The 23131-nt window shown below is 64.9% G+C and carries 22 protein-coding genes; 10 read left to right on the top strand and 12 right to left on the bottom strand.

What is annotated here, in order from left to right; genetic code table 11:
• Window positions 1-219: 219 nt before the first annotated feature.
• Together U5A65_RS11945 and U5A65_RS11940 are read right to left on the bottom strand one after the other, a co-directional pair.
• Entirely contained in the window at window positions 220-1275 is a 1056-nt protein-coding gene (locus U5A65_RS11945) for a rod shape-determining protein (protein WP_321914589.1), read from the bottom strand.
• 348 nt (window positions 1276-1623) lie between these two features.
• Complete coding sequence (locus U5A65_RS11940) at window positions 1624-2274, bottom strand: alpha/beta hydrolase (protein ID WP_321946362.1); 651 nt, start codon at window positions 2272-2274, stop codon at window positions 1624-1626.
• Between the two features lie 269 nt (window positions 2275-2543).
• Between U5A65_RS11940 and U5A65_RS11935 the strand changes: the two genes are divergently transcribed.
• Complete coding sequence (locus U5A65_RS11935) at window positions 2544-4115, top strand: DHA2 family efflux MFS transporter permease subunit (protein WP_321946361.1); 1572 nt, start codon at window positions 2544-2546, stop codon at window positions 4113-4115.
• A 10-nt stretch (window positions 4116-4125) separates the two neighbouring features.
• On the opposite strand, the gene U5A65_RS11930 is transcribed toward U5A65_RS11935, so the two are convergent.
• Both U5A65_RS11930 and U5A65_RS11925 read right to left on the bottom strand, forming a co-directional pair.
• A complete protein-coding gene (locus U5A65_RS11930) occupies window positions 4126-5370 on the bottom strand; it encodes an FAD-binding oxidoreductase (protein ID WP_321946360.1) in 1245 nt (414 codons plus the stop codon).
• A 31-nt stretch (window positions 5371-5401) separates the two neighbouring features.
• A complete protein-coding gene (locus U5A65_RS11925; RefSeq protein ID WP_321946359.1) occupies window positions 5402-6199 on the bottom strand; it encodes an ABC transporter substrate-binding protein in 798 nt (265 codons plus the stop codon).
• A 166-nt stretch (window positions 6200-6365) separates the two neighbouring features.
• On the opposite strand from U5A65_RS11925, the gene U5A65_RS11920 reads away from it, so the two are divergent.
• The 4 genes from U5A65_RS11920 (at window position 6366) to U5A65_RS11905 (ending at window position 9613) form a co-directional block, all read left to right on the top strand.
• Entirely contained in the window at window positions 6366-7337 is a 972-nt protein-coding gene (locus tag U5A65_RS11920; RefSeq protein WP_321946455.1) for an ornithine cyclodeaminase family protein, read from the top strand.
• A 64-nt stretch (window positions 7338-7401) separates the two neighbouring features.
• Window positions 7402-8079, top strand: coding sequence for a transcriptional regulator (locus U5A65_RS11915; protein WP_321934146.1), 678 nt, complete (start codon window positions 7402-7404; stop codon window positions 8077-8079).
• Window positions 8080-8166: 87 nt separating this feature from the next.
• Entirely contained in the window at window positions 8167-9093 is a 927-nt protein-coding gene (locus tag U5A65_RS11910) for a glutaminase (RefSeq protein WP_321946358.1), read from the top strand.
• Between the two features lie 16 nt (window positions 9094-9109).
• Window positions 9110-9613 (top strand): N-acetyltransferase, encoded by a 504-nt coding sequence (locus tag U5A65_RS11905; protein WP_321946357.1) that lies wholly within the window; start codon window positions 9110-9112, stop codon window positions 9611-9613.
• A gap of 8 nt (window positions 9614-9621) precedes the next feature.
• Here the strand turns inward: U5A65_RS11905 and yfcF are convergent, their stop codons facing one another.
• The gene (gene yfcF / locus U5A65_RS11900; protein WP_321933374.1) at window positions 9622-10254 is read right to left on the bottom strand and encodes a glutathione transferase; all 633 of its coding nucleotides are present in this window, start codon (window positions 10252-10254) and stop codon (window positions 9622-9624) included.
• 76 nt (window positions 10255-10330) lie between these two features.
• On the bottom strand, window positions 10331-10558 hold the full coding sequence (locus U5A65_RS11895) for a hypothetical protein (RefSeq protein WP_321933376.1): 228 nt from the start codon (window positions 10556-10558) through the stop codon (window positions 10331-10333).
• Between the two features lie 28 nt (window positions 10559-10586).
• On the opposite strand from U5A65_RS11895, the gene U5A65_RS11890 reads away from it, so the two are divergent.
• Entirely contained in the window at window positions 10587-10880 is a 294-nt protein-coding gene (locus tag U5A65_RS11890; protein WP_321946356.1) for a hypothetical protein, read from the top strand.
• A gap of 262 nt (window positions 10881-11142) precedes the next feature.
• Here the strand turns inward: U5A65_RS11890 and U5A65_RS11885 are convergent, their stop codons facing one another.
• From U5A65_RS11885 to U5A65_RS11875, 3 genes are all read right to left on the bottom strand, one after another.
• Window positions 11143-12138 carry an AraC family transcriptional regulator gene (locus U5A65_RS11885; protein ID WP_321946355.1) on the bottom strand — a complete coding sequence of 332 codons (996 nt, stop codon included), beginning with the start codon at window positions 12136-12138 and terminating at the stop codon, window positions 11143-11145.
• 27 nt (window positions 12139-12165) lie between these two features.
• On the bottom strand, window positions 12166-12951 hold the full coding sequence (locus tag U5A65_RS11880; protein WP_321914577.1) for an SDR family oxidoreductase: 786 nt from the start codon (window positions 12949-12951) through the stop codon (window positions 12166-12168).
• A gap of 132 nt (window positions 12952-13083) precedes the next feature.
• Complete coding sequence (locus U5A65_RS11875; protein ID WP_321946354.1) at window positions 13084-14550, bottom strand: PLP-dependent aminotransferase family protein; 1467 nt, start codon at window positions 14548-14550, stop codon at window positions 13084-13086.
• 150 nt (window positions 14551-14700) lie between these two features.
• Here U5A65_RS11875 and U5A65_RS11870 point away from each other — a divergent pair, with 150 nt between their 5' ends.
• The 4 genes from U5A65_RS11870 (at window position 14701) to U5A65_RS11855 (ending at window position 18667) form a co-directional block, all read left to right on the top strand.
• Window positions 14701-16107, top strand: coding sequence for an APC family permease (locus tag U5A65_RS11870; protein ID WP_321946353.1), 1407 nt, complete (start codon window positions 14701-14703; stop codon window positions 16105-16107).
• Between the two features lie 2 nt (window positions 16108-16109).
• The gene (locus tag U5A65_RS11865; RefSeq protein ID WP_321946352.1) at window positions 16110-17144 is read left to right on the top strand and encodes a flavin reductase family protein; all 1035 of its coding nucleotides are present in this window, start codon (window positions 16110-16112) and stop codon (window positions 17142-17144) included.
• Complete coding sequence (locus U5A65_RS11860) at window positions 17141-17830, top strand: M24 family metallopeptidase (RefSeq protein WP_321946351.1); 690 nt, start codon at window positions 17141-17143, stop codon at window positions 17828-17830. Before U5A65_RS11865 ends, U5A65_RS11860 begins: the two co-directional genes overlap by 4 nt.
• A 93-nt stretch (window positions 17831-17923) precedes the next feature.
• Complete coding sequence (locus U5A65_RS11855; protein ID WP_321946350.1) at window positions 17924-18667, top strand: glutamine amidotransferase; 744 nt, start codon at window positions 17924-17926, stop codon at window positions 18665-18667.
• Window positions 18668-18680: 13 nt separating this feature from the next.
• On the opposite strand, the gene U5A65_RS11850 is transcribed toward U5A65_RS11855, so the two are convergent.
• The 3 genes from U5A65_RS11850 to ligD all read right to left on the bottom strand — a co-directional run bounded on the left by U5A65_RS11850 (window position 18681) and on the right by ligD (window position 23038).
• Complete coding sequence (locus U5A65_RS11850) at window positions 18681-19487, bottom strand: tetratricopeptide repeat protein (RefSeq protein WP_415764726.1); 807 nt, start codon at window positions 19485-19487, stop codon at window positions 18681-18683.
• 29 nt (window positions 19488-19516) lie between these two features.
• Window positions 19517-20443: a Ku protein gene (locus tag U5A65_RS11845; RefSeq protein ID WP_321946348.1), complete on the bottom strand. Its 927-nt coding sequence runs from the start codon at window positions 20441-20443 to the stop codon at window positions 19517-19519.
• 78 nt (window positions 20444-20521) lie between these two features.
• Window positions 20522-23038, bottom strand: a complete 2517-nt coding sequence (gene ligD / locus U5A65_RS11840; RefSeq protein WP_321946347.1) for a DNA ligase D — start codon at window positions 23036-23038, stop codon at window positions 20522-20524.
• Window positions 23039-23131: the final 93 nt, after the last annotated feature.

Genomic DNA, 23131 nt, shown 5'->3' with positions numbered 1-23131 from the left:
TTCGATGAACGTACCGGGGGCCGGAAAAACGGCTGGATTCACGGCTGGACGATGTGGAGGCAACGGGACAGCGGGACAGCGGCGCACCGCGAAGGCTCGCGGGCAGCCCATCGCGGCGCACGCCGGCAAAGTGGCGTATTGTCCCACGCCCGCGCCGCGTGCGCCTGGCGCGGCGGCGCGCTCCCGCAGCGCCGCTTCGTCGCCAGTCGGCTGGCGCCGTTATTCGACGAATTCGAACACGTGCTCGTTCATGAGCGAGGCCGCCGCGCCCGCGCCGCGCACCGCGCAGGTAAGCGGCTCGTCGGCCACGCGCACGGTCACGCCGAGCTCGGCGGCGAGACACTGATCGAGCCGCTGGAGCAGCGAGCCGCCGCCCGTGAGCACGATGCCGCTATCGGCGATATCGGTGACGAGTTCGGCGGGCGCCGTCTCGAGCACCTGCCGCACCGCGTTGATCACGAGACGCAACGGCGCGGCCAGCGCGTCCGCCACGTCGTGGCTCGTGATTTCGACCGTGCGCGGCAGGCCGTCTTCCATGCTGCGCCCGGTCGCGCGCATGCGTTCGACGGGTTCGCCGTAGAGCGCGCAGCCAATCGACTTTTTCAGGTGTTCGGCGGTCTGGTCGCCCAGCACGACGCCATAGAGCGTGCGCACATGGTCGACGATCGCGCGGTCGAACTGGTCGCCGCCCACGCGCACCGACCCGCTGCACGCCACGCCGCCCAGCGCGACGATGCCCACTTCCGTGGTGCCGCCGCCGATGTCCACGACCATCGAGCCCGTTGCCGCATGCACCGGCAGCCCTGCACCGAGCGCCGAAGCGAGCGACTCGCCAATCAGGTTCACACTCGCGGCGCCCGCCGCGAAGGCCGCCTCGCGAATGGCGCGGCGCTCGACGCGCGTCGCCCCCGCCGGCACGCACACCGTGAATGCGGCACGGCGCCCGAGCAGACGGCGCGGCTGCGCCATCGCCACGAAGCGGCGCATCATGTGTTCGGCAGCGGAAAAATTGGCGATCACGCCGTGCGAAAGCGGCCTCACCGTTTCCAGATTGGCCGGCGCGCGACCGAGCAGATCCTTCGCCTCGCGGCCCACCGCGGCCACCGTCGTCTCGCTCGCGCCCGCGCGCCGCTCGAAGCAGACCACGGAGGGCTGGTTCAGCACGATGCCTTTGTCGGCGGTATAGATCAGCGTGTTGGCCGTACCGAGATCGAGCGCCACGTCCTGGCGGAACAGCCTTTTGGAAAAGAGAGAATGCGGCTTGGCTCGGGCCATATTGGTCTGATGTTCGGTTTCTTTGGCGACCCGGCAGACGATGCGCCGACGGATGGCATTCCCGATGGCAGCCTCATCCAGGCAGCGCGAACTAGCCGCGCGCCGGGCGGAACGGGCCTACGCGGCCGATAAGGTCGCGGCGACTCCCCGTATTAACGGCCGCGACCGGCGCGAACTTTAGCCGGTCCAGAAATAACTGCATAGGTTATCCGGAAAATATGGCCGAAATACGACACTGCGGGCTTATACGGCTGCCCTTTTATACCGATTTCCCTGCATTAAGGCATATTTTCGCGGCTTAACGGGGTCCGACCTCGTACCCCGCCAGCCATCCGGTAGACGGGGCAATCAGGCATGCGCGAGCGCGCGCACCAGCGCGTCGCGCCCGAGCATGACGCCCTGCGGCGTGATCGTGTGGCCCACGCCCGGCAGCGCGAAAGCGGTGACGGCAAAGCCCGCATCGCTGAAGGCGACGGCGGCGCGCTCCAGTTCGCTCGCCGGAATCACCTCGTCGTCCTCGCCGTGCACGAGCGTGAGCACCGTGCGGCTTTTTGCGACCACGGGCGTGACGAGCCGGCCCGCATAGGCGACCACGGCGGCCGCACCGGCCGCCTGCGTGGCCACGTGGTAGAGCGACATGATCGAGCCTTGCGAGAAGCCCACCAGCGCGAGCGCGTCGTGGCCGAGCCCCCAGTGGGCGAGTTCGGCCTCGAGCCGGCGCTCGAGCACCTGCGAAGCCGCCACGACGCGCGCCTCGCGATTGCTCTCGCTGATGTCGCGCAGGCTGAACCACTGGCGTCCGCCAAAGCCGCCGTCGAACGGTTCGCTGCCGTCGAGCGACACGAACGCGACGCCCGGCAGCGCATCGCGCCACACGTCGGCGAGCGGCGTGAGGTCCTGTGCGTTGCTCCCTACGCCGTGCAGCAGCACGACGAGCGCGCGCGCGGCGCCATCGGCCGGCGCGAGACGCCAGCCCCCTTCAAATGCTTCCCAGCTCATGGTCGGTCCTCCCCTGTGCTTACAAACGTATTGTGTGTCCAGTGCACGCTTTTTGCGCGGCGCGCGGCAGGCGCAAGGATACGCTCGCCACGCGCCGCGTGTATGAAAGACTCCATTTCCTGGCATTACATAAAGAGCCGCGCCATCGCGCGCGAAAGCCGTTCGCAAGCGCGATCACCCTGCACCGCATGGGGATGCTCCGCGGCCGGCGATGAGCCAGGACGATTGCAGGTATCCTGTGCCGCAAACCGAACACGCGGAGAACACGCTTGAACTCACCCGCCGCTGCATCGCCGCCGCCCGCGCCACCGCCGCCGCTCCAGGGGGGCAGGCTGCTCCTCGGCACCATCGCGGTGTCGCTGGCGACCTTCATGAACGTGCTCGACACGTCGATCGCCAACGTCGCCATTCCGACCATCTCCGGCGACATGGGCGTTTCCGTGGACGAAGGCACGTGGGTCATCACCGTGTTCGCGGCGGCCAACGCCGTTTCCATTCCGCTCACCGGCTGGCTCACGCAGCGCTTTGGCCAGGTGCGCCTGTTCATCACCTCGATCCTCTCGTTCGTGCTGGCGTCGTGGCTGTGCGGCATCGCGCCGACCCTGCCCTTCCTGCTCGTCGCGCGCGTGCTGCAAGGCGCCGTGGCCGGCCCGCTCATTCCGCTCTCGCAAGCCATCCTGCTCGGGTCCTGGCCGAAGGACAAATCGGCGAGCGCGCTCGCGTTCTGGGCCATGACGACGACCGTCGGCCCGATCGCGGGTCCGGCACTAGGCGGCTGGATCACCGATAGCTACAACTGGGCGTGGATCTTCTATATCAACATTCCGGTGGGCATTTTCGCGGCCTTCGTGACGTGGTCGATCTACCGCAACCGCGAATCGGCCACGCGCAAGCCGCCCATCGACGTGGTGGGCCTCGGCCTCTTGATCGCGTGGGTCGCCTCGCTCCAGATCATGCTGGACAAAGGCAAGGACCTGGACTGGTTCAACTCGCCCGTGATCGTCACGCTCGGCCTCGTCGCGCTCATCAGCTTCGCGTTCTTTCTCGTGTGGGAGCTGACCGAGGACCACCCGATCGTCGATTTGCGTTTGTTCGGACAACGGAATTTTCTGGGCGGCACGATCGCGATTTCCGTGGCCTATGGCGTGTTCTTCGGCAATCTCGTGTTATTGCCGCAATGGATGCAGGAGTACCTGAATTACCGCTCGGTGGATGCGGGCCTCGTCACCGCGCCGCTGGGCATCTTCGCGCTGCTGCTCTCGCCCGTGGTGGGGCGACTCCTGCCGCGCTCCGACGCGCGCATCATCGCGACGATCGCGTTCGTGCTGTTCGCCGGGGTGTTCTATATGCGCTCGCGGTACGTGCTCGAAATCGACACCTTCCATCTCGTGCTGCCCACGCTGCTGCAAGGCATCCCCATGGCGCTCTTCTTCGTGCCGCTCACGGCCATCATTCTCTCGGGACAGCCGCCGAGCCGCGTGCCGGCGGCGGCGGGCCTCTCGAACTTCGTGCGTGTGTTCTGCGGCGCGGTGGGCACGTCGATCGCGACGAATGCCTGGAATAACCGCACGATCCTGCATCACGCGCGGCTCACCGAGCAGGCTTCGGTCAGCAACCCGATTTTCGTCCAGGCAATCGAACAGACCCAGAAGGTGCTGAATCTGAGCGAGCCGTCCGCGCGCGCGCTGTTCGACTTCCAGCTCACTTCGCAGGCCGCCATGATGGGGCTCAACGACATTTTCTATATCTCGGCGGTCATCTTTCTCGTGATCATTCCGCTTATCTGGATCACGAAGTCGACGAGGGGCGGCGGAGGCGGCGGCGCGGCGGGGGCGCACTGACCCGCCGGGTTTAGCCGAAGCGCGCGGGCAAATACGGCGCGGGATCGATAAACGGCGTTTCGCCGACGATCTGCTCGGCAACGAGGCGCGCCGTGACCGGCCCGAGCGTGAGGCCATGGTGGTTGTGGCCAAACGCGAACCACAACCCGTTATGGCGCGGCGCGGGCCCAAGCACCGGACGCATGTCGGGCGTGCAGGGGCGCAAACCCATCCACGGCGTTTCGTCGAGCCGCGCGCCCAGGCCGAACACGGGGCGCGCCTCGCGCTCCGCCGCGTCGAGTTGCGCGTAGTTCGGCGGACGCTCGCGCGTGGCAAGCTCCACGCCCGTCGTGAGCCGCAGTCCGCGGCGCATCGGCGCGACCACATAGCCGCCTTCGATATCCACCACCGGACGCACGAGCGGCGCGCGCGCCTCGCTCGCGTAGTGCATGTGATAACCGCGCTTGACCATGAGCGGCACGCGGTAACCGAGCGGCTGTGTCACGAGATCCGACCACGGACCGAGCGCGACGACGGCAAGCTCGGCGCTCACCGGACCGTCGGCGGTCTGCACGCGCCAGCCCTTGCCGTCGGCTGCGAGCGTGCGCGCATCGCCGCGCACGAACGTGCCGCCGTCGCGCAGAAACAGTTGTGCGTAACCCTTCGTCAACGCGCCCGGGTCCGCCACGCTCGCGGGATCGATCCAGTGGATCGCGCCCGCATAGCCGTCAGCAAGCGAAGGCTCAAGCGCGCGCAAGCGCTGCGCGTCGAACATCTGCACATGCAGGCCGTGTGCGTCGGCCACGCCTTGCGCCGCATGCGTTTCACGCTCGAAGCCAGCGGGCGAGCGCCACGCTTCGAGCCAGCCGACGGGCCGCACGATGTCGCGCAGGCCCGCACGGGCGACGAGCGCGTCGTGCTCGGCCACGCTGCGCTCGATGAGCGGCAGCATGTCCCGCGCGGCCTGCGCGAGCCGCGCAGGCGACGACTCGCGCCAGAACGATGCGAGCCAGCGCGCGTAGGCGGGCAGCGAGCGCACGTCATAGCGCAGCACCGTCGAATCGTTGCGCACGAGGCGCAGCAGCGTGCGCCAGTCGCGCGGGAACCCGTAGGGCACCACCGACGACGACTCGATCAACCCCGCGTTGCCGTGGCTCGTTTCCTCGCCAGGCTCGCGGCGGTCGACGAGCGTGACCTGCACGCCTCGCGCCTGCAAATGCAGCGCGACGCTCACGCCCGCGATGCCCGCGCCGAGAACGATCGCGCTCCTGGTCATGAATCTGCCCTGAACACCGAAGTCATGACGATCACTTCGCGACGATATCGCGGCCGAAGTACTTCATCGACAGCTTCGTGAGCGTGCCGTCCTGGCGCAGCGAGTCGATGGCCGCGACCACCTTGGCCTTGAGCGCCGCGTCGTCCTTGCGCATGCCGAAGCCGGTGCCTTCGCCGAGCGTGGACGGGTCCTTGAGCGGCGCCCCCGCAAAGTCGAAGCCCTTGCCCTGGGGCTTCGAGAGGAAGCCGTCGGTGGCGGTCTGCACCTCCTGGACCGCGCCGTCCAGACGCCCGGCCGCGAGGTCCGCGAAAATCTGGTCCTGGTTCTCATACGTGACCACGTTCACGCCTTGCGTGCCCCAGTGCTTGCGCACGTAGTCTTCCTGCGTCGAGCCCTGCAGCACGCCCACCGACTTGCCCTTCAGGCTCGCGGGCGTGGGCTCGAGACCCGAGCCGCGTTTCGCGACCATCTGGATCGGCATGACGTAAATGGCGGGCGTGAACGCAATCTGCTGACGACGCTTGTCGGTGATATTCATCGCCGAATTGATGACGTCGAACTTGCGCGCCTCGAGCGCGGCGATCAGGCCGTCGAAGCTGTTCTCCACCCACACGCACTTCACCTGCAGCTTCTGGCACACGGCGTTGCCGATATCGATGTCGAAGCCCTGCAGATCGCCCGTGGGCGTCTTGCTCTCGAACGGCGGATAGGACGCCTCCACGCCGAAGCGCAGCGTTTTCGGGTCCTGCGCGTGCGCCGCGCCCGCCGTCAAACCCGCAAAGCACGCAAGGCTGGCCGCAGCCGCGAAGCGAATCGTCTTCCTGTTCATCGTCGTCACCCAAATCGTAATAAGTGTCTGTTCAAGCGCGGTGCGCTTTCGTGTGGCGCCCTTTCACGAGGGCCGCGGCCGCAGGAGGAATATAGACGAAAAATAAAAAGAAAGTCTAGAATGGACAAAAATGTCTACACCGTGATTCCGGAGCCCCAGCATGACCATGACGTCCCAACCTACCGCCGCGCCGCTCGTCGTCGATGCCGCCCAGGTGCGCGCCGCCCTGCCCAGCCTCGACGTGCGCGGCGAACTCGGCCGCCTGTTCGCCTCGCTGGGCCGCGGCGACGCCGTGCAGCCGCCGCAAACCCTGACCCTGTTTCCGAAGCAGGCTGGCGACTTCATCACCTATCTCGGCGTGCTGGCGCAAGCCGGCGTGTTCGGCGCCAAGCTCTCGCCGTACATCGCGGGCGCCGAAGGCCAGCCGCCCGTCATCACCGCCTGGACCGCGCTGATGTCGATGAAGACGGGCCAGCCGCTCATGTGGTGCGACTCGGCGCTGCTCACCACGGAACGCACCGCGGGCACCACGGCGCTCGCCGTCGACCAGCTCGCGCCGCGCGAGGCGAAGCGCCTCGCCGTGATCGGCTCGGGCGCCGTCGCGCTCGCGCACATTCGCCATGTTGCGCCGCTGCGCGCGTGGGAGAGCATTCGCGTGTATTCGCCAAAGCTCGCGGGCGACGCTGCGCGCCAGGCCGAACTGCGTGCGCTCGACCCACGCGCAAGCGTGGCGCAGACGACCGAAGCATGCGTGCACGACGCCGACGTGGTGATGCTGTGCACCTCGTCGGGCAAGCCGGTTCTCGCGCTGGACGCCCTCACGAAGCCCGCGCTCATTACGTCGATCAGCACGAACGTCGCGCAGGCCCACGAGATCGATCCGGCAGCGCTCCCCTCGCTCGACGTCTACTGCGACTATCGCCACACCACGCCGCAAAGCGCGGGCGAAATGGTGCTGGCCGCGCGCGAGCACGGCTGGTCGCCGGAATCGATCGTGGGCGATCTCGCGGAACTCGCCAACGACGCGTGCCCGCGGCCCGCGTACGCGCGGCATGCGTTCTTCCGCTCGATCGGCCTCGGTCTCGAAGACATGGCCGTCGCGCACGCGCTGTACGAGCATCTGCGCAACGTCCGTTGATACGCGGCGTCGAGCGATGGCAGTATCATCGACGTCCTTCCTGCCGCAACCCGGTCCCCGCCCGATGCCGAAACGAGAAAGCGACACCATCCGTGTGAAAAAAACCGCGAGCCCGCAAACGTCGCGCGACCTGCTGCTCGCGCGCTACGCGCACGTGGCGGACAGCATCACGACGCTGTTCTTCCCGTTCGCGGAAGTCGTGATTCACGACCTCGCGGACCAGACCGTGGCCTACCTCTCGAACAATCTTTCGAAGCGCGAGATCGGCGACGACTCGGCACTCGAAGACGTCGAGGAAACCACGCGCAACAAGCTGATCGGCCCCTACGAGAAGGTGAACTGGGACGGCAGGCGCATGCGCTGCGTGAGCACGGCGCTGTTCGACGACGAAGGGCGCGCCGCGGGCATCATGTGCATCAACTTCAACATCGCCGCTTTCCAGGACGTGCAGGCCACACTCGACCTGTTCCTGCGCGGCGCGGGCGTGATCGCGCAGCCCGACGAACTCTTCAAGGACGACTGGCAGGAGCGCATCAACACCTTTTTGCACGGCTGGCTGCGCGAGCGGCAGATCGCGCTCAATTCGCTCACGCGCGAGCACCGGCGTGAACTCGTTGAGGCGCTGTATGCCGAAGGCGCGTTCAAGGGCAAGAGTTCGGCCAACTACGTGGCGAAGGTGCTGGGCATGGGGCGGGCGACGGTCTACAAGCATCTGCGCGAAATGAAAGCAGACGGCGAGTAGCGCACAACGATGCCGTGGCGGTCGGTGCGAGCCGCTACAATCGCGGGACCGCGGCGGACGCTCCGCCGCGACTGCCCTGCGCCGCCCATGAATCACACGTTCGACTACACGCCCATCCTCGACGCGATCCATCGCGACCTGCAGCCGTATATCGGCACGGGCCGCGTTGCCGACTACATTCCCGAACTCGCCACGGTGCGCGCCGATCACTTCGGCATGGCCATCGTGACCGTGGACGGCCAGGTGTACCGCACCGGCGACGCCGACGTGCGCTTTTCCATCCAGAGCATTTCGAAGCTGTTCGCGTGCACGCTCGCGTTCCAGCTGCTCGGCGACGCGCTCTGGCAGCGCGTGGGCCGCGAGCCTTCGGGCACGGCGTTCAACTCGCTCGTGCAGCTCGAATTCGAGGGGGGCAAGCCGCGCAATCCGTTTATCAACGCGGGCGCGCTCGTCGTGACCGACGTGCTGTGCCGCCGTTTCGTGCAGGCGGAAACCGCGCTCGTCGATTTCATGCGGCGGCTCTCGGGCGAGCCCGGCATCGGCTACGACCTGCGCGTCGCGCAGTCGGAACTCGCGCACGCCGAGCGCAATCGCGCGATGGCGCATTTCATTGCGAGCTTCGGCAACCTGGAAATGCCCGCCGACGCCGTGATCGACGCCTATTGCCGCCAGTGCGCGATCTCGATGAGCTGCGTGGAACTGGCGCGCTCGGCGCTGTTCCTCGCGAACGGCGGCGTCTCGCCCGCAAGCGGCGAACCTGTGCTCGACGCGAGTTCGGCCAAGCGGCTTTCGGCGCTGATGCTGACCTGCGGCACCTACGACGCGGCGGGCGATTTCGTCTACCGCGTGGGCTTGCCTGCGAAGAGCGGCGTGGGCGGCGGGATTATCGCGGTGCTGCCCGGCGAATTCGCGGTGTGCGTGTGGTCGCCGGGGCTCGACGCGACGGGCAATTCGCTGGTGGGTTCGCTGGCGCTCGAGTGGTTGACGACGCGCACCGGACGCTCGATTTTCTGAATCTTCGGTGAACGCCATGCCACTCCATATCCGCGAAGAAACGCCTGCCGATCACGCCGCGATTCACGCGCTGACCGAGACTGCGTTCCGGCATGCGCCGCATACGAGCCACACGGAGCAGCGGATCGTCGATGCGTTGCGAGAAGCGGGGGCGCTTGCGATTTCACTGGTTGCCGAAGACGGCGGTGAGATCGTCGGGCACGTGGCGGTTTCGCCCGTCGCGCTTTCGGATGGTTCGACCGGCTGGTTCGGGCTCGGGCCGATTTCGGTCGCACCTGCGCGTCAAAAGCAGGGCATTGGCGCGATGCTGATGAAACTCGCCCTGGATGCGCTGCGGGCACGAGGCGCGGCGGGCTGCGTCGTGCTTGGGGACCCGGCGTACTACGCACGCTTCGGGTTCGTGCCTGAAGCCACGCTCGTGCTGCCGGGCGTCCCCGCTGAATACTTTCAGGCGATCGCGTTGTGCGGCGAAGTGCCCGCCGCGAATGTGCACTATCACACGGCGTTCGAGACGGGCTGACGCGCGCCTTAAAGCGGCGGCCTCTCGAGCCTGAGCCAGCGCTGAACCGAAGGCCGCTGCCACTGATTCAAGGCGTACTGCGCCAGCCGCTGCGGCACCGGATCGCCGTTCAGAACCAGACGGTTCAGCATCAACGCCAGGTCCACGTCGGCAATCGACCATTCACCGAAGAGATGCTTGTCGCCTTGCGCGAGCAGCGCTTCCGCCATCGCAAAGAGCTTGTCTGCCGCGAGTTGCGCCGCGCCGGAAAGTGGCGTCGCAGTCGGGCCGTAGAACACGACCTCGGTCGAGCGCTCCTGGCGAATTGGCATGAGATCGCTGCGCAGCCACGCCTGAACCTGCCGCGCGCGGGCGCGCTGTTGTCGATCCACCGGATAGAGCGCAACGCCGGGAAACGTTTCGTCCAGATACTCCGTAATCGCCGAGGACTCCGAGAGCGCGAAGCCGTCGTGGATCAGGGTCGGCACGCGCCGCGTGAGCGACTTCGCCGCGAAATCGGGCTGCTGGTGCTCGCTTTTGCCGAGATCAACCGTGGAAAGCTCGAACGCAAGCGCCTTCTCGTGCAGCGCGACGAACACGGACATCGCATACGGACTGGCGTATTGAGCGTCGGCGTAGAGGTGGAGAGTTGGATGGGTCACTGTGGGCTCCGTGGTTAGCGCCGAAGATAGTAGCAAGCGCGCCCGCCGTCCTGCTAATCTCCCCCGCCCGTGCCGCTCACGCCGTGCTCGAAACCAGCCCCGTAGTCTTGCCGCTGGCGACCATCAACTGGGCCAGCGAACTCTGCACGCTCTCCAGTTGCGACGCGATCTGGCTGACCTGGCTCGCATCCGATTGCGACGCCGAACTCAGCGCGCTTTGCGCGCTCTGGATCTGCGCCTTGAGCTGGCTGATCTCGCCCGAGTTCGAACCTTGCGCCGCCGCGCCCGACGTTTGCGACGACACCTGCGCGAGCTGCGCCTGAAGCGACGCGATGAGCGTATTCAGTGCATCGAGTTCGCTCGATGAAGAACTGCTGGAGGACGAAGCGCCGCCTCCGCCTCCGCCCCCGCCTGCCCGCGTGCCGGCCGACGTGCTTTGCGTGGAAGTCGATGCATTGCCGCTGCTGGACGCGCTCGAAGCGCTCGCCGTCGAGCCCGTCGTGCTGTCGGCGTTCGAATTCGACGATGCCGTGCCCGAGGACGCGCCGTTGCCTGCGCCGCTCGTCGAAGGCTGCGCGCCGGTGTTCGCATTCGAAGCGGCGCTGCCGTTCGTGCCGCTGCCGTAAGCGGTCGTCGTCGCACTAATGGGTTGAATCTGCATGTGATCTTGCTCGCCGTAAGTTGAGACGTTACGCGTCGCCGAATAACGCCGTACTCGTGTCTTATCGGCAAGCCTGAAGGGTTCTTGAGGCTGCCCGGCGGTTTTTTAATGCAGCATCAGATCGCCACCCTCTTGAGTCCGGCACCTATGGAGAGAAACAACGGTACTGTGGACGCTCGGCAATCAACCTGCCGACGAGTCGTGAAAAGGCTGGCGCAGACTGTAGATCAATGGACCTGCAATCGATAAGACCCCGGCGACATCCCTTTCCAGCCTTGATACGCGCGGATGAACGAGTTGGGTTCCTGAAACCCCAGCAGAAAAGAGATCTCGGCCAACGACAGCGCCGACTGCTTCAGGTAATGGTCGGCCAGTTCGGCCCGGGTCGACGTCAGGATGTGTTGAAAATTTTCGGCTTCGGCACTCAGCTTACGCTGCAGCGTGCGCTTGCTCATGGCCAGCCTGTCGGCGACCGCTTCGACGCTCGTCTCGCCGCTCGGCAGCGCCTCGACGAGCACCGCCCGAACCCGCTCGGTCGTGCTGGCGCGAGCGTCCATGTCGGCCAGCTTCTGGTTCAGCTTGTTTTCGAAGAAGTCCCACATGGCGGCATTCGAGGTCAGGAACGGCCTCGCTGCATCGGCGGCTGAGAAACGAACCTCGGTTCGATCACCCTGACGCAGTGGGCACCCGAAGTACGCTTCATAAGCCGCGAGGTTTCGCGGCAGTTCGGGTAGCCATGCCCCCTGCGGCACGATGTGCTCGCGCGTGCCGACCCGGATCAACTGGCAGAAGAACACCAGCTCGGCCAGGCAGAGCGAACGCGGGAGCGGGCCCTGTGCGCCATAAACGCTCAAGCTCAGGCGCGTCGATTCCGGGCCCTGATCCACGTCCAGCAGCATCGGACCAATCAACGGCTTGTAGTGGCGCAGCCGCGCGGCAGCGATGTTGAAGTTCGGGCTGCACAGGCTCGCGAAGATAGGGGCATCGAAGGCTTCGGCCTTGAAGTGCCCGGCAAAGAGCAGCGGCACTTCCCGCTCGCCCGCGGCCAGTTCCATGCCGCGCCACAGCCGGAAGTAGTCAGGCGCAGACAGCGCGATGTCGCCACGCTGGAACAGATCGGCGGGCAGCCCCGCATGGGCCAGCACGACGGCAGGGTCGATCTGCATGTCGCTCAGCATCGCCCTCCAGTTGCTGGCGATCACGAATCGGTTGGCTGGTTTCATTGTGTATTGCCTGATGCAACCGGGTGATCAGGCCTTTTCCATGGCCTGGCGCGACATCTTCAGCATGGTCTTGCGCGGCAGCAGCGGCACGACCCAGTTCAGCAGGAATTTGAGCTTGCCCTCATTGAACGCGACGAGTTCGCCGCGCTGCATGGCAGCGTAGCCGCACTGCGCCACCGACTGCGCCGACTTCGCCTGCTTCCAGATATCGACGCCTTCCAGGTTGCCTGCAGCGACGAATCCGGTGGCCACCGCCCCGGGGCACAGCGCGGTCGCCGTAATGCCAGAGACCGCCACCTCTTCGGCAATCGCCTGCGTGAATGAAGTCACATAGGCTTTGGTCGCGTAATACACCGCCTGCAGCGGGCCGGGCATGAACGACGCAGTCGACGACACATTCAGGATGCGACCGCGATTGCGCTGCACCATGCCCTTGAGATACAGGTGCGTAAGTTCGGTCAGCGCCACCATATTGACCTGCATCATCGCCTGAGCGGCTATCAGGTTTTGCTCGTGAAAGAGCCCATGCCCGCCAAAGCCGGCGTTGTTGATCAGCACGTCGATCGTGATGCCAAGTGCCTGCGTCTGCTCGAAGATACGTTGCGCGGCGCCCGGCTTCGACAGATCCTCGGCGATCACGGTCGCGGCGATGCCGTGCTGCACCTCCAGTTCGCGCTTGAACGCGTCGAGCTTGTCGCGCGAGCGCGCTACCAGCACGAGGTCGCCTTGGTTCTTTGCGTGAATCCTGGCCAGTTCCTGGCCGATGCCGCTGGATGCGCCGGTGATCAGCGCGGTGTTGGATTGCCGGGTCATGAATGCCTCAGTCGGTGGTGCTTCGATTGACGTCATCATAGGACTGCGGATCGCGCCAGGCACTGGCGAGCCGTGCCAATCTGCTATCCAGTCGCGTCATCAAGGCGTCTCGTTGCGGCGCGCACGAAAGCGCTAAGCCGCCAGAAACGCCCGCTGCAACCGTTGCACGCCATCCGTCAGCTCTTCGGCGTTCAAACTGCCAAAACCAAGCCGCAGAGCAGGCAAGGCGCGATGCTTTGCGGAAAACTGACCGGCGGCCAAAAACCGCACGCCCTCGCGAGCCGCAGCATCCTGCAGCGCGGCCATGTCGATGTCCTGCTTGCAGACCGTCCAGAGGGCAAGGCCTCCAATGGGAAGCTCGAAGGAGAGCCATTCGTACAGATGCGTCGCGAGCAGGCGCGCAAGAAGGTCGCGTCGCTCGGCGTAAATCTTCATCACCTTTTTCGTATGGCTGTGGATGACGCCGCTCGCCAGCAGATCCGAGACCGCCGCCTCCGTCGCGGGGTCGCCTTGCCGGTCGATGATGGTGACTTCCCCCGCCGCGCGGTCGATGAACGGCTGCGGCGCGATCAGGTAGCCAATGCGCAGCGACGGCGTAAGCAGCTTCGACATCGACCCGACGTAGACAACCTTACCTCTGCGGTCGAAGCTCGCGAGCGGCAGCATCGGCCGATGCGTGAAGTGGAATTCGTGGCTGTAGTCGTCTTCGATGATCGCGAAGTCGAACTGCTCGGCGAGCGCCAGCATCCGCATGCGCCGGGCAGCGGGCAGCAGGACCGTGGTGGGAAACTGGTGATGCGGCGTCACGTAGACAGCGCGCACGCGCTTGCGGTAGCAGAGCTTTTCCAGCTCATCGACCTTCAGGCCGTCTTCGTCCAACCCCACCGTGACGATCTCGGCGCCCGCGGCGCGGAACGCTTCGCGCGCCGGCGGATAGGTCAGCTCCTCGACCACGACGCAATCTCCCGGACGAATCAGCACGCGCGCGGCGACATAGATGCCCATCTGACTGCCGCGCACGATACAGATGTTGTCTTCGTTCGCCGTGATCCCCCGCTCGCTGCTCAGCATGCCGAGAATTTCGCGCCGCAGGCGCAGCGTGCCGCGAGGGTCGCCATAGCCAAGCCGGTTGCGCTGTGACGCCGCGAGCAGCGCCTTGCGCCAGGCCGCCGCCAGTTCGGCCACCGGCACGAGGCGGGTGTCCGGCGCGCCGTCGTCGAACGTGAGATAGCCGTCCTCGCCGTAAAGGCATTGAACGTCCGGGCCGCTGCCCGCCAGCCTCACACCCAGATCGCGAGCGATGCCCGAGTCGGCCGGCTTCACGGCCTCGATGCCTTTTTCCGGCAGCGCCGAGGACACGAACGTGCCGCGCGTCTTTTCCGAGGTCAGCCAGCCTTGCGCGGTGAGTTCTTCATACGCGAGCACCACGGTCTTGCGGTTCACATCCAGCGCCTTTGCCAGTTCCCGGGAGCCCGGCAACGGCGCGCCGGGCGTGAGGCGCCCACGCCGTATCTCCTGAATGATGGCCTGCACGATCTGGCGCGCCACCGGCCCGCCCTCGCGCTGGATCACGATTTTCAGATCCCACGTTCTCAGCATCGTCCGCTCCAACTGGACCCATGGAAATAAAAAAACTGGAGGTTTTATCTGGCCCAGTAGCGACCATACCATCCCCTCATCGAAATGCCTATTTGCCAATTGCGACGTTTTCTACCCACAACACAGGCTGTGCATCGAAAGGGGCTGAACATGAGTCACACGCAACTACGCTCGAACTGCCTAAGCTTTGTCGAGCTTCTGGCTCAAGGCATCGCCTTGATCTCTCCCACGATGACGGCGGCGCTGATCATCCCCGTCATGTATGGCAACACCGGCGAGTGGAGCTGGCTTTCCTACGTGCTCGGCACCGTCATGCTGCTGTTCGTCGCGCTGAACCTGAACCAGTTCGCCAAGCGCTCGACCTCGTCCGGCTCCATGTACAGCTATATCTGCCGCGGCCTCGGACTCACGTCAGGCGGCATTGGCGGTTGGTCGCTGATCTGGGCCTATCTCGGCATTTCGATGGCCGGCATCACCGGCTTTTCGATCTTCGCGGGCAAGCTGCTCGACATGGTCGGCCTCAGCGTACCCTCGGTCGTGCTGTTCGCGATCTGCTGCGGCGTGGCGTTCTACCTCGCTTACAGGAACGTGCAGCTTTCGGCCATGCTGATGCTGGTGCTCGAGGGCGTTTCGATGCTGCTCATTCTGGTGTTGTCGGTCATCGTGCTCGCCGAACACCATTTCGTCGTCGACACCGCGCAGTTCACGGTCTCGAAGCTTCCCTGGTCCAATGTCGGGCTGGGCGTTGTCGTCGCGATCTTCAGCCTGGTCGGCTTCGAGTGCGCCACGGCGTTCGGCGACGAAGCGCAGAATCCGCTGCGCAACATTCCGCGTGCGGTCATCTGGAGCCTGATTATCTCGGGGGCGTTCTTCGTCTTCGTGACCTACGCGATGATCATCGGCACGCGCGGCTATCACCAGCCGCTGGACCAGATCGATGCCCCGTTGAATGTGATGGCCCAGATGGCTCACGTCGGGCTGCTGCAAATTCCGCTGTCGGTCGGCGCGATGGTGAGCTTCTTCGCCTTGTGCCTGTCGTGCATCAACGCGGGTTCGCGGGTCATCTTTGCGATGGGCCGCCACGGCATTTTCCACGGCGCGATCGCCGGCACTCACCACAAGAATGCGACGCCGCACGTCGCCGTCGCGATCATGGCGGTCATCGCGTTCGCTGTCCCAACCGTGCTCGTGCTGTGCCATCAGGCGGCGCTCGATATCTTCAACTGGGCCGGCACCATGGCCGCGTTCGGGTTCCTCGTGCCTTACGTGCTCATCACGCTCAGCGCACCGTTCTATCTCCAGCGCCTGGGTGAGCTACGCGGCCGTGACTGGTTCCTGTGCGCCTGCTCGCTGCTGCTTCTGCTCATTCCCGCCGTCGGGTCGGTCTACCCGATCCCGCCTGCGCCGATCAAGTACTTCCCGTACGCCTACCTCGCCTATCTCGCCGCCGGTGCGCTCTGGGTGGGGTCGTTCCACAAGCGCAAGCCGCACGTGTCGATTTCGATCCGCGAGGATCTGGAGCGCATGCATGCGCAGTTTCAACTCGGCGAGCAATGACCATGCGGGCAACCTTGCATTCGAGCCGCTGGCTCTCGGACGACGTTCGGGAACTGGTTCTCAAGCCACAGGGCAGCTTTTGCTTCCGCCCCGGCCAGTACGTGGGAATTGGCCGATCCAGCGGCCCGAGCCGCTGCTACTCCATGGCGTGCGCGCCCTCGGCGGACAACCGGATTGCGCTGCACGTGCGCCGCTGGCCCGGTGGCGCGTTCTCGGACCGGGTCGTCAGCCGCACGCGTGTTGGAGACGAGTTCGACATCACGGGTCCGCTCGGGGCTTTCGCGTTCCCGGAGGGCGACGGTCCTGTCGTGATGCTGGCGACGGGAACCGGCGTGGCCCCGTTCCTCGCCATGCTCGAAGCGTTCCTGCCAGCGAACCCGCATCGTCGCGTCACGCTCTATTGGGGGGCGCGCGCGCAAGGTGACTTATACGCAACCGGCATGCTCAATGCCTGGCACGCGGCGCATGCGGGCTTCCGGTTCGTGCCGGTTCTGTCCGGCAGCCAGGCGGTCTATGTGCAGCACGCGGCGGCACGCGCCCTGAGCGAGCCCGCGCATACGCATGTGCTCGCCTGCGGCAACCCGCGAATGATTGAGGATGCCTACACAATTTTCGTGGCGGAAGCCACTGTTCCGGTCGACACGTTTGCCTCGGATGCATTCGAAGCAGCGTCGGACGTGACGCCCGTCGCGAACGATCCGTGCGCGCTGGATTCCGTTCGGCTGAGCGTCGACGGCCAGTTCGTTGTTGCCAGGGTCGGCGAGTCGGTCCTGAGCGCGCTCAAGTCTGCCGGGCTGCCCGTCATGTCGGTATGCGGCGGCAAGGCGTCGTGCGGGACCTGTCTGGTGGAACTCGAACCCGCATGGATCGAGCGCGTCGCGCCGCGCTCCCGAACCGAGCGCAATCTCCTCGCCTGCCTTCCGGAAGCCGGTCCGTCGAGCCGGCTCGGCTGCCAGCTACGCATCACCCCCGAACTCGACGGCCTGGCCATGCGCCTGCCGTCGATCAACCCCACAAAAAAGGAGTCGTCCGTATGAACGCAGTGCTCGAACAAGTGCAACTGGAACAGGTCGGTGCCGAATTCTCCGAAGCGCCGATGCTCATGGTGCGCGACAAGACGCGCAAGATCATCCACGAAATCGCGGCGCGTTGTCAGCCCGGCATGGTCGAGGAAGATGCGGTGGAAATCGCGAAGGAGATTCTCGCCGCCAACAAGATGCTGCGCGGCTGGCACGATGTCTATGTCCGCTTCGGCTCGAACACGACCAAAACGTTCGGCGCCGATTCCGAGCCGCGCGTCGTGCTCAAGGAAAACGACATCATGTTCGTCGACATCGGCCCCGTATTCGAGAAATGGGAGGGAGACGGCGGCGACACGTTCGTCTTCGGCAACGATGCCGACATGGCGCGCTGCGCCGAAGATGCGCGCAAGCTTTTTCATATCGTTCGCCAAAAGTGGCTCAGCGACGCAAGCACCGGGAAGGTCCTCTATGAGTTCGCCGTCTCGCAAGCGCAGGCGATGGGGTGGGAATTGAATCTCGACCTCTCCGGCCACCGGGTTTCGGACTTTCCCCACGCAGCAACGTACGAAGGCCCGATGGCTGACGTGGATTTTTGCCCGTCGCGACTGCTTTGGGTGCTGGAGATACACATTCGGCATCCGAAGTTGAACTACGGCGCGTTCTTCGAGGACATGCTGCTCGAAGACTCCTTCTTCGAGTAAGGAACGTCGCCAGTTTGCTCGCCTCATGAGCGCCCGCAGCGGCTGGATGGCTGCGGGCCGTCGCCCCCTGCTTTCATCGATATCTTCGTCCGTATGTCAATCACTCCAGTCCCGCCGCTTCGTGTAGTCGCAGTGCGACACGTCCACTTCGAAGACCTCGGAACATTCGAAGAGGTGCTTAGGTCTCGGGGCGCTGAGATTCAGTATCTCGACGCGGGTCTTGACGACCTCTCGGCAATCACGCCCGACGGTCCGGATCTGCTCGTCATACTCGGAGGGCCGATCGACGCCTACGAGGAAGACCGGTATCCGTGGCTAGGCAATCTGAAAGCCGTGCTGGCGAAGCGGATTGCACGAAATCTTCCGACGCTTGGCATCTGCCTCGGCGCGCAGTTGATCGCTGCGTCGGCCGGCGCGAAGGTTTATCCGGGAGGCAAACGCGAACTCGGATGGGGAACCATTGCTATCACGCAGGAAGGGATGAACTCGCCACTAAAGTATTTGCGTGAAGCGGCATGTCACGTGCTCCACTGGCATGGAGACACATTTGACCTGCCAGAAGGCGCGAGGCTGCTCGCATCGAGCCATGTCTATCCTCACCAGGCTTTTTCGATTGGCCCAAACGTGCTTGGCGTGCAGTTTCACCCAGAGGTAAAGGCGCATGGATTCGACCGCTGGCTCATCGGGCACGCAGTCGAGATTGGCATCACGCCGGGACAGAATGTGGCCAATCTCAGAAGAGGAACGGCCGGATATGCGACGACATTGGCTATTCAGGCATCCAGAATGTTCAACGACTGGCTTGATGGACTGAAGTCGCTTCCAACTCCACATTGAATACCGGGGCCTGTCAGCTCGTGAGGCGACGATACGCGCTTAGATGACGAACGAGGCCCTGTGGATCGCCGCGTTTTTCGAGCAGTATTGCCAGATTGTGGTGGGCATCCGCGTACGACGGATCGAGTTCCAGACAACGTTGATAGCTACGCTCAGCGTCCTCGAAGCGCCCCATCTCCTCGAATGCAATCGCGCGATTGAAGTGCAACACGGCATCGTCGGGGAAGTGAGCGAGCGCCTTGTCGAATACGCGCAGCGCATCTTCGCAACGCGCTTCGCGTTCGCACAGCAGCGCGCCGAGGTCCACGTAGGCAGCATAAAAAGGCTGCGGAGATAATTCGATGGCCTTCTTGTACGCCCGTTCGGCACCGTTCACATCGGAGGTCCGCAACTGTTCGCCGAGGTCGTACCACTCCTGGGCCTGGTGCGCGAGATCCTCGTGCGCAGGCGCCGAGTCGAGAAAGACGACATCGCCCTTGATTTGCGCGACTTCGAAATCCAGCAGGAACTGACCTGTAGCAGCATCCCATTGCGAAGGGCCGGTTCGAACGGCCACATCGTTGCCGACCGCCGATACGCGAATCCCAGTGAGCGGCAACTCATCGGGCAGTTCGTCTCGCAGCCGCGAGAGCGCCGTGATGATTTTGCGCGTCGGTATGCGGGCGTCGCGCAACTGCAACGCGGTGCGCAGCAGCACGACATCCTGGAACGTGAAGCGGTACGCGTTTCGCGGCCCCCGCGACGGTGTCACGAAGCCCGCAGCAATGAGGCCTGAAACCACGCTGCGCGAAACACCCAGCATGGCCTGCAACTCACGCATCGAAATCTCGCGCGCGGCGACTTGCGGCGTCACTTGCGTGCCCGGACCTTTGCAGGCGCTTCAGCGGGTGCTTTCGCTGCACGCGCCGGTGGCTTGCGCGTTTTAGGCGCGACAGGCAGCTCGGCAACGGGCTCCGCGCTCTTGCTGCGCCTGGGTGCCGGAGCCGCTTTCGCTTTCGCGCCGCCCTTGAGGCTGGCGCGCAAGGCATCCATCAGGTCGATGACCTGGCCGCCGCCGGCCAGTTCTTCCGCAGGCTCGTGAACGACGACCTGCTTGCCTGCAATTTTTTCGTCGATAGCCGCGAGAATGCGCTTCTTCTCTTCATCCTCGTACGCCTTCGGGTCGTAATTGTCTTCGGCGCCCTGCTCGATGATCTGCAGCGCGAGTTTCATCTCGGTATCGGACACTTCGACGCGTTCGACATGCAGGTCCGCCAGCGAGCGCACCTCGTCCGCATACAGCAGTTGCTGAAAGACGAGCCCGTCTTCCTCGGGGCGCACCTGCACGATCCGCGTCCTGCCTTTGGACGCCCATTTCGCCAATGCGCAGCGTCCGCTCTGTGCGAGCGCCTGCTGCAGCAGACTGTATGGTTTTCCGCCGCGCTTGTCGGGCGCGATGTAATAGGCCTTGTCGTAGAAGACCGGGTCAATCGCCTCCTCCGGAATGAAGGCCATGATCTCGACAACATGACTCGCAGCGTCCTCGAGCGCCTTTAGCTCATCGCTGGTGAAGACCACGAACCGGTCCTTTTCGAACTCGTAGCCCTTGTTCATGCTCGAGCGCTCGACGACATTGCCCGTCTTCTCGGAGACATACTGCTGCTTCACGCGCGAACCGTCGGGCGCGAGCATATGGAAGCGGACATCGGACGAACTCTCGGTCGCGGTATAGAGCTTCACCGGTATCGAAACGAGCCCGAAGGAGAGCGACAGGGAGGCAATTGAGCGGGCGGGCATGGACTTCTCCTCGCGGCATTGGCACATTCGGCACGGCGCTTGGCGCAAGGCCCGTGCCGCCGCCGGGCAGCGGTCGTTTCATTTTAGGAGCTTTATCGCCGATGCCAATGATTGCGCCGCCGCCCCGTAATCCGCCCACGGGTCCTGCTGCTGGAAGCTGAGGTAGTCGCGAGCCGTCTGCACCGTCCACTGCGCCCCGCTTTTCAGGTCGTTCAACTGCTCCCAGGCAACCGGCATCGAGACGCCCATTCCGGCTCGCGCCCGCGCAGAAAACGCCGCGGCGGTCGTCTGCCCCTTGCCATTGCGCAAGTAGTCGACGTAGACCTTGCCGATGCGGTTCGAAGCCCCGGCGGTCGCCGAAAAGCGCTCGGGAATGGTCTTCGCGAGATGCCGCACGAAGGCCTGCGAGAACGATTTGACCGCCTCGTAGCCCAGCCTTGGGGCCAGCGGCACGACGACATGCAACCCTTTCCCGCCGCTCGTCTTCAGCCAGGCTTCCAAGCCCAGTTCCGAGAGCAGCGTTTGAACGAGGAGCGCGGCTTCCTGAACGCGCCCCCATTTCACGCCCTCGCCTGGGTCCAGGTCGAAGATGACGCGGTCGGGCTTGTCGAGCCGTCGGACCGTCGAATTCCACGTGTGAAACTCGACGACATTCATCTGGGCCGCCGACAGCAGGGCGTCGACGGTGTCGACGGTTAGCAGCGGCGGATGATTCGGCCAAAGGCTGCGGTCATGGTCCGTCAGGCCGGGCATGTTCGTTCTCTCGGCATGCTTCTGGAAGAACAGCTGTTCCGCAATGCCGTCGGGGGCACGGACCATCGCGAGGGGCCGCGCCTTCAGATGCGGCAGTATCCGCTCCGCGATGCTCGCGTAGTAGCGCACCAGGTCTGCCTTCGTGATGCCGGTCGTCGGGTCGACGACGCGTTCCGGATGCGTGATCTTCAGCTTCGGCGAAGGTTCAGGCGCCTGTGTCCTTCCCCCCTCCCGGACCACGCCGCGTGGCGGCTTGTCGATTCGCAGCCCTCTGAACGAGGCCTGGCGGATGACGCCATCGGCGGTCCAGTCCGCGAATTCGACTTCCGCGACGAGTTCGGGGCGAACCCAGCGCTCGCTGCCGGCCGAGCGCCGGGACCACCGGCGCGACCTGGCGACATCGACATCAAATGGTGCCGCATCGGCTTCGAGCGGCGTCAGCCGCGTCCACAGGTCTTGCGCCGTCCGCGCGTTCCAGCCGGTGCCGACGCTTCCGGCGTCGCGAAGCTTGCCGTCTACGTAATAGCCCAGCAGCAGGCTGCCAATCTCGCCGTCCTTGCCGCCACGTGCGGTGAAGCCACAGATGACCAGTTCCTGGCGAAGCCGGGATTTCGCCTTGAGCCACGTTTGTGTGCGCCCCGGTTCATAGGGCGCGGCGCGGCGCTTGAGCATGAGGCCTTCCAGACCCAGGCCTGAGGCCGCTTCGAACAGCTGGGCAGGAGGCGCCTCGAAATGCTGGCTGAACCGGATGTGCTCACCCGCATTCTCAAGAATCTGCGCGAGAACTGCGCGCCTCGCCCAAAGGGGCACCTTTCTGAGGTCTTTCCCGTTCAGGTACATCAGGTCGAACAGGAAGTAGACGATGTCCTGTCTTGCCGCCCCGTCTATCGCATCTTGCAGCGCGGCGAAACTCGGAATGCCATTTTTGAGGACTGCGATTTCACCATCCAGCCATGCACTGTTGAGTGGAAGCTCTCCAACCTCTGCAGCAAGCTCAGGAAACTTCGTTGTCCAGTCTAGTCCGCCGCGCGTGATGAGTCGCACCTGCCCTTTGGCGACACGGCACAGCATGCGATAGCCGTCGAGTTTGGCTTCGGTTAGCCAGTCGCCGCTCGTGGGCAGCGTTGCCGCCAGGGTCGCGAGTTGCGGTTCGAGTTTGGCCGGCAGCGGCGCGGTCACCGCTGCGGAAAGGTCCACCTGGGGCGCTGCGCCGCGCGCAGGCCTCACCTCCCTCGGCTCGCGTTCTTCAATGAGCCCGAGTGGCTTCGCCGTCACGCTGTCGGGAAGCGCCTTGATGACATCGTATTGCGCGAGCGGTTGCGCCCACGCGTCGCGCTTCTTGAACAGCATCCACGGGTCCTGCTTGTCGCCGGGCTTCGAGATGCGAACCAGTTCCCAGAGTCCCGCGAGCTTTTCGCCGTGGAGCCGGAAGACCAGCTTGCCGGCCGTCATGCCCTCCTGCGGGTCGCCGACAGGCTCCCAGGTGCCACGGTCCCAGACAATGACGTCACCGGCGCCGTAGTGCCTGGGGGGAATCGTCCCTTCGAAGCGGGAATATTCGACCGGATGGTCCTCCACGTGAATGGCCATGCGCTTTTCCTTCGGGTCGTAACAAGGGCCCTTGGGCACGGCCCACGACAGCATCACCCCATCGAGTTCGAGCCGGAAATCGTAATGCAGCCGGCTCGCCCAGTGCTTCTGCACGACAAAGGTCAGAGGCCCGTGGTCGACGGACCGACTGGCAGCCGGCGGCGCCGGTTCGGGCGTGACACGGAAATCCCGCTTCTTGCGATAGCGGGAAAGCGGCGGAGACGACGGATCGCGGTCGCGGGTTGGGGCCATGACGATAGTCTAGGAAGAACGCTCGCCTGGTGCGTCGCAAACGCAACGCCTGAAGTGAAACCGCACGCCGCGTTCGTCGGGCGTTCGTCGGGC

The sequence above is a fragment of the Paraburkholderia sp. J10-1 genome (assembly GCF_905220165.1).
Taxonomy (GTDB): domain Bacteria; phylum Pseudomonadota; class Gammaproteobacteria; order Burkholderiales; family Burkholderiaceae; genus Paraburkholderia.
This window is presented reverse-complemented; position numbering and strand designations above follow the sequence as displayed.

Bases quoted from the DNA above. Each gene is read 5' to 3' on its own strand.
- U5A65_RS11920 (WP_321946455.1), top strand. From the start codon at position 6,366: ATGACGTCCCAACCTACCGCCGCGCCGCTCGTCGTCGATGCCGCCCAG.
- U5A65_RS11855 (WP_321946350.1), top strand. From the start codon at position 17,924: ATGTCAATCACTCCAGTCCCGCCGCTTCGTGTAGTCGCAGTGCGACAC.
- U5A65_RS11875 (WP_321946354.1), bottom strand. From the start codon at position 14,550: ATGCTGAGAACGTGGGATCTGAAAATCGTGATCCAGCGCGAGGGCGGG.
- U5A65_RS11925 (WP_321946359.1), bottom strand. From the start codon at position 6,199: ATGAACAGGAAGACGATTCGCTTCGCGGCTGCGGCCAGCCTTGCGTGC.
- U5A65_RS11850 (WP_415764726.1), bottom strand. From the start codon at position 19,487: ATGCGTGAGTTGCAGGCCATGCTGGGTGTTTCGCGCAGCGTGGTTTCA.
- U5A65_RS11880 (WP_321914577.1), bottom strand. From the start codon at position 12,951: ATGACCCGGCAATCCAACACCGCGCTGATCACCGGCGCATCCAGCGGC.
- U5A65_RS11865 (WP_321946352.1), top strand. From the start codon at position 16,110: ATGCGGGCAACCTTGCATTCGAGCCGCTGGCTCTCGGACGACGTTCGG.
- U5A65_RS11930 (WP_321946360.1), bottom strand. From the start codon at position 5,370: ATGACCAGGAGCGCGATCGTTCTCGGCGCGGGCATCGCGGGCGTGAGC.
- U5A65_RS11860 (WP_321946351.1), top strand. From the start codon at position 17,141: ATGAACGCAGTGCTCGAACAAGTGCAACTGGAACAGGTCGGTGCCGAA.
- U5A65_RS11870 (WP_321946353.1), top strand. From the start codon at position 14,701: ATGAGTCACACGCAACTACGCTCGAACTGCCTAAGCTTTGTCGAGCTT.
- U5A65_RS11915 (WP_321934146.1), top strand. From the start codon at position 7,402: ATGCCGAAACGAGAAAGCGACACCATCCGTGTGAAAAAAACCGCGAGC.
- U5A65_RS11910 (WP_321946358.1), top strand. From the start codon at position 8,167: ATGAATCACACGTTCGACTACACGCCCATCCTCGACGCGATCCATCGC.
- U5A65_RS11940 (WP_321946362.1), bottom strand. From the start codon at position 2,274: ATGAGCTGGGAAGCATTTGAAGGGGGCTGGCGTCTCGCGCCGGCCGAT.
- U5A65_RS11890 (WP_321946356.1), top strand. From the start codon at position 10,587: ATGAGCGTATTCAGTGCATCGAGTTCGCTCGATGAAGAACTGCTGGAG.
- U5A65_RS11845 (WP_321946348.1), bottom strand. From the start codon at position 20,443: ATGCCCGCCCGCTCAATTGCCTCCCTGTCGCTCTCCTTCGGGCTCGTT.
- U5A65_RS11885 (WP_321946355.1), bottom strand. From the start codon at position 12,138: ATGAAACCAGCCAACCGATTCGTGATCGCCAGCAACTGGAGGGCGATG.
- U5A65_RS11945 (WP_321914589.1), bottom strand. From the start codon at position 1,275: ATGGCCCGAGCCAAGCCGCATTCTCTCTTTTCCAAAAGGCTGTTCCGC.
- U5A65_RS11905 (WP_321946357.1), top strand. From the start codon at position 9,110: ATGCCACTCCATATCCGCGAAGAAACGCCTGCCGATCACGCCGCGATT.
- ligD (WP_321946347.1), bottom strand. From the start codon at position 23,038: ATGGCCCCAACCCGCGACCGCGATCCGTCGTCTCCGCCGCTTTCCCGC.